This window comes from Porphyromonas gingivalis ATCC 33277, assembly GCF_000010505.1.
In the GTDB taxonomy this organism is placed as follows: domain Bacteria; phylum Bacteroidota; class Bacteroidia; order Bacteroidales; family Porphyromonadaceae; genus Porphyromonas; species Porphyromonas gingivalis.
On record NC_010729.1, the window covers coordinates 1,747,818 to 1,765,328 of the forward strand.

The window sequence follows — 17,511 nt, forward strand, 5'->3', positions numbered from 1 at the left end:
TTCTCTGTAACACTGCAATATCATGAAAAATCCATCTATACGTCTAAAGATAATATAAAAATTCGGAACAAACCTGTTTTTTAATACTGAATTATCAAAAGACTATCTGCCCAATTCTATTTTGCCAACAATGACCGGATCTAAAAGCTGTAGTCAGCGTATAAGCGACTATGAGCTCGATATGAAATAAAACAGGGAGAGGCCATCAGGACAAATTCCCGACAGCCTCTCCCTGTTTGTTTGTGCTTCCTGCGTTTTTAGAACAATCGTATCGAAACGCCTATGTTGAGCACGGGAAGTATCTGTGTCGAATAGACTACCTCCTGTGCATCTTCGGAAAAGTCAATCAGCAAGTTCGGGTCACCCGCTATCACATTGGGAGACGAGATCTGTGCTTTTCCGGAGAAAAGCATTCCGAGATCTGCAAAGAAAGATACCCTCGATACGGGAACAGCAAATCCGTAGCCGATGCCGATATAAGGCTGTACGGTTCTACCCAAATGTACCGATGCTTCCACCTCTGCCGTCGAAGAGGGTTGGATGCTTACCTTATCCGCCGGATTGTCTTTATCCTTGATCGTGATGACAGGCATGTTGTTCGGATTGAGCGTGCTCTGATCGTTCATGATGGATTGTCCCGTATTTTGATTGATCAGCTGTACCTTGGCATTGATTTGCGGACGGTTGAAGTACAAACCGGCCGTTACGCGGAAAGCGTTCTTGAACGGATGGTAATCAGCCAACATATGACCGGAAAAAGAGGATACCTTCAGATTCCCCCTGATCCCGGGTGTATAGCCCAATGCCGACTGATATGCCTCCAATTCTTGGGGATCATCCGGCACAAACACTTTGTTGTTGACAATGGCCATAGAGGGTATGAAGGCAAAGCCTGCACGAGCTGTCAGTTCGGGCATGAAGCGCGCGCTCCCCTCTATTTTGACGCCGTTCAATACACCTACCGAAGCAGTTGTTCCATAATGGATCTTTCCATCATGAAGGTTGTTGTCGTTTTGAGCAATAGCCGGCAGAGCGAACAATAGAGCCAAAACGCCAAGCAATAAATTCTTCTTTCTCATAACATTTGGATTTTTGATAAATATAACTGATGACTTATTTCGACTACTCGACCTTGATGAAGAAGGTAAAGTGCAGCACCACCGCCAACATATTTACCCCCTCTATATTCTTGTCCGTCGTAGTCGTCAAGCGAATAGGAAGGCCTGTCGATTGGAGCAACGGAAGCAAATTGTTCGCTTCTATCTTGAGCGAAAGCTCATCGCTCGACAAAGAAGTGATGGTGGCAATCAATTTATAGTCGGAGCCGGCATAGAGTTTTACCCTTTCGAAGATCGACAAGTCGAACGAACCGGCCACCTGTTTTTTGATGATTTCTACAAGCAATCTATTCCTCAGATCGGTAAATCGGGATTTCATTCACAATATTACATCATCTGCATAAAGAAAACAAGAGAAGAGACCGTACAAACATTTTTTATGTTTTCTTGCCAAGAAAAGGGAGAACTCCACATTCGAAATCTCTTTGAAGACATCCTGTTCTGAATTTTCAGGAATCCGAAGGCCGTGTATTATTTTTCACTATATTTGCTATACAGAAAGCTGATTAGGAAGGCGAATTCGGGCGATTTTTAGCCTGTAACCGGTTCCTGATCAGTTTTTTCTTTTTTGGCATGTGATGTTGAGTCCGGATACTTTTTGTCACTTCCATAGCGTTCCGGCAAGCCCTTACCTCTCTCCTCCCTCTTTCTAATTTCCACTAAAAAACTTGCTCCAAAAAAGTTTTCAACAACGAAGACGAGTTTGGAATGATTCCAAATAAGCATCCAAAAGGGAGAGGCATCCAAGGTAAAAAAGGATAGAAAACTGTCTTCCGAACTTCGAAATTCGTTTTCCGAGGAGTCGAATAACGATTTGTATATAAATGACTTTCAATTTATATATAAATGGTTTTCGTTTTATATATAAATCGTTTTCAATAAATATATAGATCGCAAGTGATTTGTATATAAATCGCAGGCTCGAAAAGGCCTTTTCCGAAGCCGATATAAAAGAAGCACCCGCCGAGTTCTACGTAGAACTTCGGCGGGTGCGACAAGTGCGTAGGAGCTTGTCCTATGCTATGATGCTATCGGTCGATCTATGATTTGCATATCTGATGGATTCGTTCTCTACAATCCCGACCGGGATCGAGGTCTATCGCTGCAGCATATCCGATCGAAGAGGATATTCCGATTGGATGTAAGGCGGTGGGTCATGAGTGGTAGCATTTCTATGTTTTGCAATTCTATTCAATCTTCTCTTTTTCAATTCATTACCGGCTCCTTGAATATAGAGAAGCCATTATGCAGAGCAGCCTTTCTGTGAAGACAAAAATAACCAAATCTTTTTTCTCCGTAATGACTGTCTTATTTACTCTTTATACAAGTACACAAAATTAGTTGCCAGTTTGGCGCGGATAATTTACTTTTGTAAGGAAAAGGATTATTCTATGACCGGAGAAGAGGAACTCGATCTTTCGAAGCTGGAATATAACGTCCGCAAGCTGATGGAGCTGGTGGAAAAGCAGCAAAACGAAATTTCGTCTCTTCGGGCCGAACTGGCTGCGAAAAATGAAAAGATCGTACAGCAGGATTTGGCCTTGGGCATAGCAGAAACCAAGAACAAGACGTTGCTGACATCGAGGGTGATCGTAGCCAATGAGGACGAAGCCCGTCAGTCCAAACAGCGTCTGGAAAGTTTGATAAGAGAAATAGACAGGTGCATCGCCCTGTTGCAAACGGAATAAAAGAAGATGACAAAGGATCCGGAGTCGCTGAATATTACACTCAACATCCAGGGGAGCCGGCTGAGGCTCGCCATACCACGTAATGATGAGGCTCTCTATCGGCAGGCTGCCGACAGGCTTAACTTCCGGATCATGCGTTATCGCGAATCATATCCCAATATAGCCCAACTGCCTGCAGGCGGACATTTGCTTCTGGCTGCGGTGGATACGGCTTTTTATTTGGTACACGAGCGCAAACAGGCCGATCGTACTCCGATCAATGACCGCTTGCACAGGCTCAATACCGAATTGGAGGCTTTTCTAAGTCGCTATTAGTCGGGAGAGAGGGCTACTATCGTTTTTTCTTCTCATTCCTTTCATCCTTTGTTTCTTTCCTTTTCTTCGAGGTCTTTGCCGTAATCGGCCTTGGACACGTGTGTTGTAATACTGCTACTTACTAATTTCAAAGAATACAAACAGAAATGGGAATAGGAACACTTTTATTATTTACTTTTTTGGGGCTTGTAGCCGGTGCCACTGCCGTATGGCTGATCACGCGGACACTGCTCAAGCAAAGGACAGAGGGGATTCTCGCCGAGGCTCGCCGTGAAGCCGAGGTAATCAAGCAGAAGAAGCTCCTCGAAGTGAAAGAGAAATTTCTCCAACTCAAAGGCGACCTGGAAAAGCAGGTGGCACAGCGCAATAGCAAGCTCCAATCGGTGGAGAGCAAACTCAAAAGCCGCGAACAAACCCTCAACCAACGTCAGGAAGATATAACGAAGAAGGGGCAGGAAATGGATTTGATGCGTGAGAATCTGACTGCTCAACTCTCTGTGATTGAAAAGAAAAAGACGGAACTCGACGAGCTGAAAACTCGCGAACAGGCTCATCTGGAGTCTCTGAGCGGACTCTCCGCTGCCGAGGCTAAAGACAGACTGGTGGAAAGCCTCAAAGATGAAGCCAAAGGACAAGCCTCTGCATACGTCAATGAGATTATCGAAGAGGCCAAGATGACTGCCAACAAAGAGGCCAAGCGAATCGTCATCCAATCCATCCAGCGCGTGGCTACGGAGACGGCCATCGAAAACTCCGTGACCGTCTTCCATATCGAAAGCGACGAGATCAAGGGGCGTATCATCGGCCGAGAGGGCCGCAACATCCGTGCATTGGAGGCTGCTGCCGGTATAGAAATCATTGTAGACGATACGCCGGAAGCGATCGTCCTATCGGGATTCGATCCGGTGCGTCGTGAGATAGCGCGTCTGGCACTGCACCAGTTGGTACAGGATGGACGTATCCACCCGGCACGCATAGAAGAGGTGGTATCCAAAGTAAGAAAACAGGTGGAAGAAGAGATCATCGAGACGGGCAAACGGACGGTGATCGACCTTGGAATCCACGGTCTGCATCCGGAACTGATCCGTCTGATCGGTAAGATGAAGTATCGCTCTTCCTATGGGCAGAATCTCTTGCAGCATTCGCGTGAGACAGCTAACCTCTGTGCCATAATGGCCAGCGAATTGGGGCTGAATCCGAAGAAAGCCAAACGCGCCGGTCTGCTGCACGACATCGGCAAGGTGCCCGACGATGAGCCGGAATTGCCACACGCTCTCTTGGGCATGAAGCTCTGTGAGAAGTTCAAAGAGAAACCCGACATATGCAACGCCGTGGGAGCGCACCACGATGAGGTGGAAATGATGTCGCTCATAGCTCCTATCGTACAGGTGTGCGACGCCATTAGCGGCGCACGTCCGGGAGCACGCCGTGAGATCGTGGAAGCCTATATCAAGCGTCTGAATGATCTGGAGCAACTCGCCATGTCCTATCCGGGCGTTATCAAGACCTATGCTATTCAGGCCGGCCGCGAACTCCGTGTGATCGTCGGTGCCGACAAGACGGACGATGCCTCGGTGGAAACGCTCTCGAACGAAATAGCCAAAAGAATCCAGGACGAGATGACCTACCCCGGACAAGTGAAGATCACGGTGATCCGCGAATCTCGCTCCGTCAGCTACGCCAAATAATCCCGCACACCGGTGGATAGTACCTGCTTGCATGATGTGGCGGTTATGACTTATACCTCCTATCAGCAGCAGTAGAGGACTACGCCGGACAAAGCAAAAGACGGATGGACTACCGATTAGACAATACGACGACCTCCCTAACGAAGGATGCCTGCAAGGGGTGTCATAGCCAGCCGCTCAGCACTTATGACTGGCTGAATGACATCCCCGATTTGCCCGAAGATGGCGGATTCGTGGAGGTACAGTTCAAGAATACGCGCAAAGGATACTACCTCAACAGCGAGAAGATAGAGCTGCACAAAGGGGATGTAGTAGCCGTAGAGGCCAATCCGGGTCACGACATCGGGACAGTGACGCTGACCGGCAAGTTGGTAAAACTCCAGATGCGTAAGCATCGATACAATACGAACAACGGCGAGCCTTTCAAAATATACCGCATAGCCAAACAGGGCGATCTGGATAAGTACTGCGAAGCAAAGGCGCGAGAGTACGATACGATGATTCAGTCCCGTCAGATTTCGGCCGAGCTGAATCTGGACATGAAGATCGGAGATGTGGAGTATCAGGGCGATGGCAATAAGGCCATTTTCTACTATATCGCCGATGAGCGCGTGGACTTTCGCCAACTGATCCGAGTATTGGCAGAGACCTTCCATATCCGCGTGGAGATGAAGCAGATCGGTGCAAGGCAGGAGGCCGGCCGTATAGGCGGTATCGGTCCTTGTGGCCGCCAGCTGTGCTGCTCGGCCTGGAAGATGAATTTCGTGTCGGTGAATACGAGTGCAGCCCGCTATCAAGACTTGGCACTCAATCCTCAGAAGCTCACGGGTCTCTGCGCCAAACTCAAATGCTGCCTCAATTATGAGGTGGATGCCTATGTGGAAGCTCGTAAGAAGATGCCGAGTCCCGAGATCGTCTTGGAGACGAAAGAAAGTGCGTACCACTATTTCAAGGCGGATGTATTCCGTCGGGAGGTTTCGTATTCTACCGTTCCCAATGCTCCGGTCAATCTTACGACTATATCGGCTCGTCGTGCTTTCGAGGTGATCAGCCAGAACAAGCAGGGATTCAAGCCGGTATCGCTGGAGTATGACGACAAGAAGCAGTCGTCCGGACACGAATTGTCCGACATTCTTACGGATAACAGCCTGACACGGTTCGACGATGCCTTGTCTCGTCGCAGAAGACGAAACGGCAATGGCAATAGGGACTTCTCCGACAGGGAAAAAGCTGGCGAACCGCATCGTACACCTGATTCTATACAGCCTACGCCTCGCGTTCGCAGCAGTAGCAGGATGCCATCGCGAGAGAAATCTCCCCGACCGGAGGGAGGTGATCGTCGTGAGAATATGCGAGAGCGTAGTCGAGGCGATGCTCGTTTTGCACGTCCCTATACGAATGAGGGTGGCTCCGAACGTGTGGAAGGAGCCAGACGTGTGGTGGGCAGTGGCCGCAGACCACCGCGTCAAAGCACTCCACGTCAGGAAGACCGACAAGGAGAGAGAAAGGAGGGATAAAGGGGAGATGGGTGCTGCCGCACGAAAGCAAGTCCGAGGCGCAATCAGTTTTTTTCTGATTGCATTGGGGATATGCTTGGCTGTGTCTTGCACATACCGTAAGGACGAGCGAATACTGTATCGTCAGGTGCCTCATGGAAGGTGGCAGAAGCGCGATGTGCTCGACTACGAAATCCTCATACCGGACTATACTCGCTCATATTCTTTGGAGCTGCTGATCCGCCATGACAATCGGTATGAATATCGCGATTTGGCATTGGCATACGAGGTTTCAGTGGGAGAGCGTCTGATCTTTGCGGACTCTGTGGATCTGACTTTGGCCGACAAGCCGCAACAGTGGAACGGAAAAGGGGTTGCCAAGCAGCAAAACCGGTTTCGCCTGCCGATCTCCGCACGTTTTCCCTATTCGGGTCTTTATAAGATAGAGTTAAAGCACAATATGAGGGTACCGACTCTTTCAGGTATCACGGAAGTAGGTATTCGTTTGACAGAAGGGCGGGACAATCCTCCACCCTCTATCTTACCCCAACGAGAATGATCATAGAAGAACTCCATATCGTCAATTTTAAGAGTATCGCAGCTGCCGATTGCCGGTTTTCGCCTAAAGTGAACTGTCTGGTGGGGAACAATGGAATGGGCAAGACTAATCTGCTGGATGCGCTGCATTTCCTCTCTTTCTGTCGCAGTCATCTTTCCGTACCGGACAATATGGTTGTCAGACATGGAGAAGAAATGGCCCTGTTGCAGGGGCTTTATCGGGATGAAAGCGGCGATGGGATAGAGCTGCTCCTTTCTATTCGTCCGGGGAAGCACAAGGTACTGCGTCGGAACAAGAAAGAATATGAACGACTGAGCGATCATATCGGTCACTTCCCGCTGGTAATAGTTTCTCCGCAGGACTATCAGCTCATACTGGGCGGTAGCGATGAGCGCAGACGATTCATGGATCAGCAGCTTTGCCAGCAGGATCCTCGGTATCTGTCGGCTCTCATTCAGTACAATCGGCATTTGCAACAGCGCAATACAATGCTCAAGCAGGACCGTCACGATGATGCTCTGATGGACGTTTTGGAGTTACAGATGGGATCCTATGCAGCAGAGATCTACAACAAGCGTAGCCGTTTTATCGAGGATTTTCTTCCTGTTTTCAATGATCTTTATTCCGACATTAGCGGATCTGCAGAGAAAGTCAGCCTATCCTATCGCTCGCACTTAGCGGACGGAATACCTCTTGAAGAATTGCTTCGCAGGAGCCGTCCCAAGGACTATTTGCTGGGATTTTCTTCTTGCGGTGTACACAAGGACGAATTGGAAATGCTTCTTGGTGGAGTTCTTATTCGGAAAATAGGTTCGGAGGGACAAAACAAGACTTTCCTGATCAGCATGAAGTTGGCACAGTTCCGCCATCAGCAACTGCACGGTGATGAGACGCCCATTTTGCTGCTCGATGATATATTCGACAAACTGGATGCCACCCGTGTGGAGCGGATTATCCGCCTTGTCGGCGGTAACGGTTTCGGGCAGATCTTCATCACAGATACGAATCGGAAAAACTTGGACGAGATTATCGCTTCTTGGAGTGAGGATTACCGCCTTTTCGAAATAGAAAACGGACAGATATTCCAATAATAGGTATCCTTGGATGGAAAAAAGCGAAATACAGAAAGTGGATCAGGTAATTCGGGCTTGGCTGGAGGATGAACCGCTCATGTATGAACGACTTCTCGAGGTGGAGGCTTTGGAAGCTCTGCCACAGGTGTTGGGGCCTCTCTATAAATTCCTCGGTCGTAGCCGGATTCATGACGGCGTACTGTACCTGACATTCAATTCGTCCGTTGTTCGCAGCCAGCTGAGCAACAACAAAGCAGAGTTGCTCCTCAGGCTGAATACGGCCGTGGGTGCAGAACTGATTCGACAAATAGTTTTCTTATAGGTCTTTGTCGATCTCCTCAATGACTATCGAAAAAAGGGGGGAGAGACTTTAACCGGAACGTGCGGTTTTTTGCAGACGATCGCAGTCGATAATCTTGATCCTCTTGCCATCAAGTGCCAGCATTCGCTCGGAAACGAATGTAGAAAGGGTACGTATGGCATTGCTTACTGTCATGTTGGAAAGAGTAGCCAGTTCCTCTCGACTAAGGTAGATACTTAGGGTAGCTCCATCATTCTCAAATCCGAAATTCTCTTTCAGTATCAGTAGCGTTTCGGCCAGTCGGCCACGAACATGTTTCTGCGTGAGCGTTACGGTTCGCCTTTCTGCATAGCCCAACTCTTTGGCCAAGGCCTTGAGGAAGTATCTACAGAATGAGGTGTTTCCTTTCAGCAATGCTTCGATAGCTTCGACCGGTATGGCAAGGACTTTGGAGTTTTCAACGGCAATGGCTGTGGACGAACAAGTTTCTTCGGCAAAATAGGGACGCATACCGAAGAACTGCCCCGGCTTAACGATGCGAGAAATGTGGAAGCGTCCATATACGCCTTCCCTCAGGATCTTTATTTTTCCTTCGTACAGATAAAAAAGATTGTTGGGGATGTCTCCTTCAGAGAAGACGGTGGAGGCTTTCTTACAGGGAAAAGGTCGTATCTCCTTGTCTAATAGCTCTCGTTCCTCTTCGTTCAGCAGAGACCAAACATCTCTAAGCAAGTGTCCCAATCCTTTATCCGAAGCTGTCTTCCACATATAAGTGTTCAGAGAATGTCTATTTGGTCAAATCCGTACAACGAGGAAGAAAGGCCGTAGAACTATTATTATGAGATCCGGCGAAGAATAGAGGGAAAAGTGCTTCTCTATCAATATCTTCCATCCTTGTATATTGCAAAAATAAGTCTGAAAGTCGGAATAACCACAAAATAAGGAGGTTACTTATCCGAAAACCAGTAAAAAATAAAATAATCAGAGCAGTGTCAAAGGAGAAAACCTCCGACACAGCCCTGATTATATCGTTTGAGGCTATTTTACCCTGCGGAACTATTCCGATGGTGCTTCTTCCATTGCCGGTTCGGCTGTGGGCACGGAAAGGAAACTCTTACGCTCGGCTGTCGCCTTTTCGTAATCGTCACGATGCATAACGACGAGCTTCTCGTAATCGCGCAAACCAGTACCGGCCGGAATGAGGTGACCGCAGATAACGTTTTCCTTCAGTCCTTCCAGGTAGTCGGTCTTACCACAGATAGCTGCTTCATTCAGCACCTTGGTTGTCTCTTGGAAAGAGGCCGCGGACATGAAGCTCTTGGTCTGCAGTGCCGCACGGGTAATACCTTGGAGTATCTGGCTGGCAGTAGCTGACTTGGCATCGCGCACTTTCACGATCTTGAGATCCTTACGCTTGAGCATACTGTTCTCATCACGGAGCTTGCGTGCCGTAACAATCTGTCCGGCTTTCAGCACTTGGCTATCTCCGGCATCAATAACTACCTTCTTACCCCAGATGCGATCGTTCTCTTCCATTACTTCGAACTTATCGACTACCTGCTGTTCGAGGAAGAGGGTGTCACCCGGATCGACGATTTCAACCTTGCGCATCATCTGGCGAACAATAACTTCGAAGTGCTTATCATTGATCTTCACACCCTGAAGCCTATACACGTCTTGTACTTCATTGACGATGTACTCCTGTACTGCCGTGGGACCTTTGATTGCCAGAATATCAGCCGGAGTAATAGCTCCGTCAGAAAGCGGTGTTCCTGCACGAACGAAGTCGTTTTCTTGGACAAGAAGCTGCTTGGACAAGGGGATTAGATACTTTTTCTCTTCACCCAGCTTGGAGGTAACAGTGATCTCACGGTTTCCTCGTTTCAGCTTGCCAAAGCCGATTTCCCCATCGATTTCGGAAACGATCGCGGGATTCGACGGATTTCGTGCTTCGAATAGCTCGGTGACACGAGGCAAACCACCGGTAATGTCACCGGCTTTTCCTACTGATCGAGGAATCTTCACCAAAATCTCGCCGACTTTGACTGTGTCGCCATCGTCTTTCACAACGTGGGCACCCATCGGGAGACTATAGTTCTTGAGCATCTCTCCATTCTCGTCTATTATTCGAGCATAGGGAGCCATCGTCTTATCCTTGGATTCGATGATAATCTTTTCTTTCAGACCGGTCGTCTCGTCGCTTTCCATCTTGAAAGTTACATTCTCCACTACACCTTCGAAAGAGAGTGTTCCTGCTACTTCCGATACGATGACCGCATTGAACGGATCCCATTCGATGATTTTGTCACCTTTCTTGACTGCATCACCTTGGCGGAAGAACAATTTTGCACCGTAGGGGATATTGTGATTGGCCAAAATGATACCGGTATTCGGATCGGCAATACGCAATTCAGTCATCCGACTCACTACGACCTGATGCGATTCGTCTGTTGCATCCACAGCACGTAGTTCCTCGAATTCCAAGATACCATCATATTTGGAGAGCAAGCTATTCTCCGTTGCCACATTGGATGCGATACCTCCGACGTGGAATGTTCGGAGAGTAAGCTGTGTACCCGGCTCTCCAATGGACTGAGCTGCAATAACGCCTACGACCTCACCCCGTTGTACCATGCGGTTGGTAGCAAGATTTCTACCATAGCACTTGGCACATACTCCTTTCTTGGATTCGCAGGTGAGAACAGAACGGATTTCAACAGCTTCGATAGGTGAATCTTCGATAATCTGTGCTGCCTGCTCTCTGATCTCTTCTCCAGCTCTAACGATTATATCCCCTGTAGTAGGATGGATAATATCGTGAACAGAGACGCGCCCAAGGATACGTTCGTACAAGGAAGCAACGACATCTTCGTTTTGCTTTAGCTCGGTAGTAAGCAGTCCGCGTAGCGTGCCACAATCTTCCTCTGTGATAATAACATCGTGAGAAACGTCCACAAGACGACGGGTGAGATAACCAGCATCTGCCGTTTTCAATGCGGTATCGGCAAGCCCCTTACGTGCACCATGAGTAGAAATAAAGTATTCAAGTACCGAGAGTCCTTCCTTGAAGTTTGAAAGAATGGGGTTTTCAATAATCTGACCTCCTTCGGCTCCACTCTTTTGGGGCTTGGCCATCAATCCACGCATACCTGACAACTGACGAATCTGTTCCTTGGAACCACGTGCTCCGGAATCCATCATCATGAAGACAGAGTTGAATCCGTCATTGTCTGAACTGAGTTGCTTGATCAGAACATTTGACAAACGGCCATTGATATGTGTCCATGTGTCGATAATCTGATTGTATCGTTCATTAAAGGTGATGAATCCCATACTGTAGTCTTGCATAATCTGCTCGACGGCAGTGTAACCTTCTTGGATCAATTGGTCTTTCTCATCAGGAATAAGCACATCTGCCAAGTTGAAAGACAAGCCACCCTTAAAAGCCATGTAGTAACCCAAATTCTTGATATCATCCAAGAATTTGGCTGTTGTAGCTACTCCGCAGATCTTGATTACGCTACCGATAATATCTCGTAGAGCTTTTTTCCCGAGTACTTCATTGACATAGCCTACCTTCTTCGGTACATATTCGTTTACCATCAGTCGCCCTACGGATGTCTCTACCATACGACGAACAAGTTCTCCGTTCTCGTAATCCTCTACATAGACCTTAATCGGCGCATGAATATCGACTTTACCCTCGTTATAGGCTATTGTCGCTTCTTCAGGGCCATAGAAAATCAGGCCGTGCCCTTTGATATTGGGACGTAGCTTGGTAATATAATAGAGTCCCAATACCATGTCCTGTGAAGGGACGGTAATCGGTGCTCCATTGGCAGGGTTAAGAATGTTATGTGAAGCCAACATAAGCAATTGCGCCTCAAGAATAGCTTCGTTGCTCAGAGGAAGGTGTACAGCCATTTGGTCTCCATCGAAGTCCGCATTAAATGCAGTACAACTCAATGGATGCAACTGTATTGCTTTTCCTTCTATCAGTTTGGGTTGGAATGCTTGAATACCGAGTCGGTGAAGAGTCGGTGCACGGTTCAGAAGGACCGGATGTCCTTTCATCACGTACTCCAAAATATCCCAGATAACAGGCTCTTTACGGTCTACAATCTTCTTGGCACTCTTGACTGTCTTCACTATGCCACGCTCAATCAACTTGCGAATGATGAAGGGTTTGTAGAGTTCGGCTGCCATGTCTTTCGGAAGTCCGCACTCATGCATCTTAAGCTCCGGACCAACAACGATAACGGAACGAGCAGAATAATCGACACGCTTACCAAGCAAGTTCTGACGGAAACGACCTTGTTTGCCTTTGAGACTATCAGAAAGGGATTTCAAAGGACGATTGTTGTCAGACTTAACCGCACTTGACTTCCGCGAGTTGTCGAAAAGGGAGTCGACCGCTTCCTGTAGCATGCGCTTTTCATTGCGTAAGATAACTTCAGGAGCTTTGATCTCGATCAATCGTTTGAGACGGTTGTTACGGATAATAACGCGACGGTACAAGTCGTTCAGATCGGAAGTAGCAAAACGTCCACCATCCAAAGGAACCAAAGGACGAAGATCCGGCGGGATAACCGGAATCACTTTCATAACCATCCACTCAGGGCGATTCACACCTTTGGATGCACGGAAACTTTCAACGACTTGAAGACGTTTAAGTGCTTCTGTTTTACGTTGCTGCGAACCATCTGTATTGGCACGATCTCGCAATTCGTAGGAAATAGAATCCAGATCCACACGACATAGAAGATCATAAATAGCCTCTGCCCCAATTTTGGCAATAAATTTGTCCGGATTGGTATCCTCCAAATTTTGGTTGCCCTTGTGAGTGCGCTCTATTTCATCAAGCTTGTCGAGGTATTCTTCCTCTGACAATAGATCAAGTTGACTCAACCCTTCGGCAACACCCGGTTGAATAACAACGTAGCGTTCATAGTAAATGATGGCATCCAACTTCTTGGTAGGTAGTCCTAATAAATAGCCGATCTTATTCGGAAGAGAACGGAAATACCAAATATGAGCAACAGGTACGACCAAATGGATGTGCCCCATACGCTCACGGCGAACTTTCTTTTCCGTTACCTCGACTCCACAGCGATCACATACGATACCACGGTATCGAATACGCTTGTATTTGCCACAGTGACATTCAAAATCCTTAACCGGACCGAAGATGCGTTCACAGAATAGGCCATCTCGTTCCGGCTTGTAGGTACGATAATTGATCGTCTCCGGCTTCAATACTTCTCCGAATGAGTTCTCAAGAATCTCTTCAGGAGAAGCCAAGGTGATACGAATCTTCGAGAAGTTGTTCTTTATCTTATTTTCTTTTCTAAAAGCCATAGTTCACTTTGCTTGAATAGGAATGGATGAAGGCAAAAATAATTGTACAGACTCTCGGTTAGAAGTTAGTCCAAAGAAAAACTTAAACCAAGGCCTTTCAATTCATGCAATAGCACGTTAAGCGACTCCGGAATACCCGGTGTAGGCATCGGATCTCCTTTGACTATCGCTTCGTATGCCTTTGAACGTCCAACAACATCGTCAGATTTCACAGTAAGAATTTCTTGCAAGATATGCGAAGCTCCAAATGCTTCAAGAGCCCAAACCTCCATCTCTCCAAATCGTTGTCCTCCGAATTGGGCTTTACCGCCGAGAGGTTGCTGGGTGATGAGTGAATATGGCCCGATGGATCGAGCATGCATCTTGTCATCAACCATGTGTCCAAGCTTCAAGAAATAAGTTACACCAACGGTTGCAGGCTGGTCGAAACGTTCGCCGGTACCACCATCGTATAGATATGTCTTTCCATCACGAGGTAGCCCTGCTTTGTCTGTCCACTCATTCATATCATTGAGGGAAGCTCCATCGAAGATAGGTGTAGCAAATTTGACATTCATCTTGCGTCCCGCCCAGGCAAGTACCGCTTCGAATATCTGTCCCAAGTTCATACGGGAGGGTACACCAAGAGGGTTTAGGCATATGTCTACCGGAGTACCGTCTGCGAGGAACGGCATATCCTCTTGACGCACGATTTTGGACACAATACCTTTATTTCCATGACGTCCGGCCATCTTGTCGCCAACTTGGATCTTCCGTTTCTTGGCTATATAGACTTTGGCCATTTGAACAATACCGGCAGGCAGTTCGTCCCCGATGGTCTCATCTAATTTGCGACGCCGTAGTTCAGCTTCAATCTCCTTGGAGTGCTTCAGATAATTCACCGCAACAGCCTTAATCAACTCGTTCGTATGTGCATCATTTGTCCAATCACTTAATTGGATCACATTGAAATCGAGAGCTTCAAGATCTTTTTTGGTGAGTTTGCTGCCGGCCTTAATCAACTCAACATTCAAGTAATCCTTTACGCCACAGCAGGTTTTGCCTTTGGTCAGTTCTGTTAGCTTTTCGATCAGACGCTCATGAAGTTGTTGCTGCCTTTTCGCGTATGTTTCGTCAAGTTTGCTTACTGTTTCTTTGGTCGATGTCCGACTCTTTTTCTTTGCCGCCTTAGAAAACAATTTGGTGTCAATTACAACTCCGCGCAGAGAGGGAGTGGCTTTCAATGATGCATCCTTAACGTCACCGGCTTTATCACCGAAAATTGCTCGTAGCAGTTTTTCTTCAGGGGTTGGATCTGACTCCCCTTTAGGTGTAATTTTTCCAATAAGGATATCTCCGGGTTCGATATGTGCCCCGATGCGCACGATACCGTTTTCGTCCAAATCTCTTGTAGCGTCTTCACTGACATTCGGAATATCCGAAGTTAACTCTTCAAGACCTCTTTTAGTCTCTCTCACTTCAAGGATATATTCGTCCACGTGAACAGATGTGAAGAAGTCCTCTCTAACCATTCGCTCATTCAAAACGATAGCATCCTCATAGTTATATCCTTTCCATGGCATGTATGCTACTTGAACATTACGGCCGAGAGCCAATTCTCCTCCTTGGGTAGAATAACCCTCCGTCAGGATTTGACCGGCCTCCACTCTATCTCCTTTGGAGCAAATGGGATGCAAGTCGATAGTTGTACTCTGATTCGTTTTGCGATATTTGGGGAGATAGTAGGTGACGATTGCATCATCAAAACTTACAAACTCTTCGTCAGCTGTTCTGTCGTAACGAATTTTGATGCACGAGGCATCGACAAAAACGACCTCTCCGCCCCTCTCTGCCACAATCTGTGTGCGAGAATCTTTCACTAATTTTCCTTCTATACCAGTACCAACAATCGGAGATTCAGGTCTTAGTAGGGGAACAGCCTGACGCATCATGTTAGAACCCATCAACGCACGGTTGGCATCGTCGTGTTCCAAGAAGGGAATTAAAGCTGCTGCGATTGAAGCAATTTGAGTAGGCGAAACGTCCATCAGGTCGACCTCATCCGGTGTAACCAATGGGAAATCCGACTCGTAACGTGCTTTTACTCGTTCTCTGACAAATCGACCATTTTCGTCAAGAGGCGCATTTCCTTGTGCTACGGTCTTCTCTTCCTCTTCTTCTGCCGTGTAGTATTTCAGTCCATTGTCGGAGAAATCTACTTTGCCGTTCTTTACTTCCCGGTATGGTGTTGTAATAAAACCCAAATCACTGATTTTGGCGTATACGCAGAGGGAGGAGATCAGACCGATATTAGGTCCTTCAGGTGTTTCAATAGGGCATAGACGACCGTAGTGCGTGTAGTGAACGTCTCGCACTTCAAAGCCGGCCCGTTCGCGCGATAGACCTCCGGGGCCCAATGCCGACAGACGTCGCTTATGCGTTATTTCAGCCAATGGGTTTGTCTGATCCATGAACTGCGACAAGGCATTGGTGCCAAAGAAAGAATTCACAACGGAGGAAATAGTCTTAGCATTGACCAAATCGATAGGTGTGAAAACTTCATTATCGCGAACATTCATTCGATCGCGTACTGTCCTGGCCATACGGGCCAAACCAATACCAAATTGGTTGTAAAGCTGCTCTCCGACAGTCCGAACACGACGGTTCGACAAGTGGTCTATATCATCTACTGATGCCTTGGAATTTACTAACTCAATAAGATACTTGATGATCTCAATAATATCTTCATTGGTCAGCACTTTGATATCAGGATCAATATTCAAATTGAGTTTCTTATTGATACGATAGCGTCCGACATCGCCCAAGTCGTATCGTTTATCAGAGAAAAACAGATTCGTTATTACTTCTCTAGCACTTGCATCGTCTGCAGGTTCTGCATTACGGAGCTGCCTGTATACATAGTACAGAGCCTCTTTTTCCGAGTTACATGGATCCTTCTGTAAAGTGTTGAATATAATACTATAATCAGAAGTATTCGAATCGTTTCGGTGCAGTAGGATTGTTTGTGTATTTGAGTTGAGGATTGCCTCGATATTATCTTCTGTCAGTTCAACCTCTCTGTCCACCACGACAGTGATTCGCTCCATGGAAACAACTTCGCCGGTGTCTTCGTCACTGAGGTCATCGATGTACGTATTGATGACGCGAGCTGCTAATTTGCGCCCTATACATTTCTTCAGGTTGGCCTTCGTTACTTTTACCTCTTCGGCAAGATTGAAGATGTCGAGAATGTCTTTGTCTGCTTCGAAACCAATGGCACGGAGAAGAGTTGTTACAGGAAGTTTCTTCTTTCTATCGATGTATGCATACATGACATTGTTAATGTCCGTAGCAAATTCAATCCATGAGCCTTTGAATGGTATGATTCGCGCTGAATATAGTTTCGTACCATTAGTATGAAGACTTTGCCCAAAGAATACACCCGGAGAACGGTGCAATTGGGAAACAATAACGCGCTCGGCTCCATTTATAACAAATGTGCCGGAACTTGTCATATAGGGTATGGGGCCAAGAAAAACGTCCTGAATTACGGTCGCAAAATCTTCGTGATCAGGATCCGTACAATACAGTTTTAGCTTAGCTTTCAGAGGGACGCTATAGGTGAGCCCCCTGCTAAGACATTCCTCGATGGAATACTTGGGGGGATCGATATAGTAGTCAAGGAATTCCAGGACAAAGTTGTTACGGGTGTCAGTTATTGGAAAATTTTCCGCAAAAACTTTATAAAGACCTTCTTTTTTTCTCCTCTCGGGCGGAGTATCTAACTGAAGGAAGTCATGGAACGACTTGAGTTGAACTTCGAGAAAGTCCGGATAGAAAAGCGGATTTTTTATCGAAGCAAAGTTGATTCTTTTGTTGTTTGTAGTCGGCGTCATCTAAAATTCAGGACAATTTTAACTTGGGAAAACTATAGAC

General features: G+C 47.0%; 12 protein-coding genes. 7 read left to right on the forward strand and 5 right to left on the reverse strand.

What is annotated here, in order from left to right; genetic code table 11:
- Positions 1-257: 257 nt before the first annotated feature.
- On the reverse strand, positions 258-1,079 hold the full coding sequence (locus tag PGN_RS07425; protein ID WP_012458373.1) for a hypothetical protein: 822 nt from the start codon (positions 1,077-1,079) through the stop codon (positions 258-260).
- A gap of 43 nt (positions 1,080-1,122) precedes the next feature.
- The gene (locus PGN_RS07430) at positions 1,123-1,437 is read right to left on the reverse strand and encodes a hypothetical protein (protein WP_039417382.1); all 315 of its coding nucleotides are present in this window, start codon (positions 1,435-1,437) and stop codon (positions 1,123-1,125) included.
- A gap of 1,072 nt (positions 1,438-2,509) precedes the next feature.
- On the opposite strand from PGN_RS07430, the gene PGN_RS07435 reads away from it, so the two are divergent.
- From PGN_RS07435 to PGN_RS07465, 7 genes are all read left to right on the forward strand, one after another.
- Entirely contained in the window at positions 2,510-2,806 is a 297-nt protein-coding gene (locus tag PGN_RS07435) for a hypothetical protein (protein ID WP_004584931.1), read from the forward strand.
- 6 nt (positions 2,807-2,812) lie between these two features.
- A complete protein-coding gene (locus PGN_RS07440; protein WP_004584930.1) occupies positions 2,813-3,121 on the forward strand; it encodes a cell division protein ZapA in 309 nt (102 codons plus the stop codon).
- Between the two features lie 146 nt (positions 3,122-3,267).
- Positions 3,268-4,809 (forward strand): ribonuclease Y, encoded by a 1,542-nt coding sequence (rny, locus tag PGN_RS07445; protein WP_004584929.1) that lies wholly within the window; start codon positions 3,268-3,270, stop codon positions 4,807-4,809.
- Positions 4,810-4,913: 104 nt separating this feature from the next.
- Complete coding sequence (locus tag PGN_RS07450) at positions 4,914-6,326, forward strand: PSP1 domain-containing protein (protein ID WP_012458378.1); 1,413 nt, start codon at positions 4,914-4,916, stop codon at positions 6,324-6,326.
- A gap of 7 nt (positions 6,327-6,333) precedes the next feature.
- Entirely contained in the window at positions 6,334-6,864 is a 531-nt protein-coding gene (gldH, locus tag PGN_RS07455) for a gliding motility lipoprotein GldH (RefSeq protein WP_004584927.1), read from the forward strand.
- Entirely contained in the window at positions 6,861-7,955 is a 1,095-nt protein-coding gene (recF, locus tag PGN_RS07460; RefSeq protein WP_012458379.1) for a DNA replication/repair protein RecF, read from the forward strand. The genes gldH and recF overlap by 4 nt, the downstream gene beginning before the upstream one ends.
- Before the next feature lie 13 nt (positions 7,956-7,968).
- Entirely contained in the window at positions 7,969-8,259 is a 291-nt protein-coding gene (locus tag PGN_RS07465) for a DUF721 domain-containing protein (RefSeq protein WP_004584925.1), read from the forward strand.
- A 48-nt stretch (positions 8,260-8,307) separates the two neighbouring features.
- Here PGN_RS07465 and PGN_RS07470 read toward each other — a convergent pair whose 3' ends face one another.
- From PGN_RS07470 to rpoB, 3 genes are all read right to left on the reverse strand, one after another.
- Positions 8,308-9,006: a Crp/Fnr family transcriptional regulator gene (locus PGN_RS07470; protein ID WP_004584924.1), complete on the reverse strand. Its 699-nt coding sequence runs from the start codon at positions 9,004-9,006 to the stop codon at positions 8,308-8,310.
- Positions 9,007-9,294: 288 nt separating this feature from the next.
- Entirely contained in the window at positions 9,295-13,596 is a 4,302-nt protein-coding gene (gene rpoC, locus PGN_RS07475; protein WP_012458380.1) for a DNA-directed RNA polymerase subunit beta', read from the reverse strand.
- 65 nt (positions 13,597-13,661) lie between these two features.
- Positions 13,662-17,471 (reverse strand): DNA-directed RNA polymerase subunit beta, encoded by a 3,810-nt coding sequence (rpoB, locus tag PGN_RS07480; RefSeq protein ID WP_012458381.1) that lies wholly within the window; start codon positions 17,469-17,471, stop codon positions 13,662-13,664.
- Between the last annotated feature and the right edge of the window lie 40 nt (positions 17,472-17,511).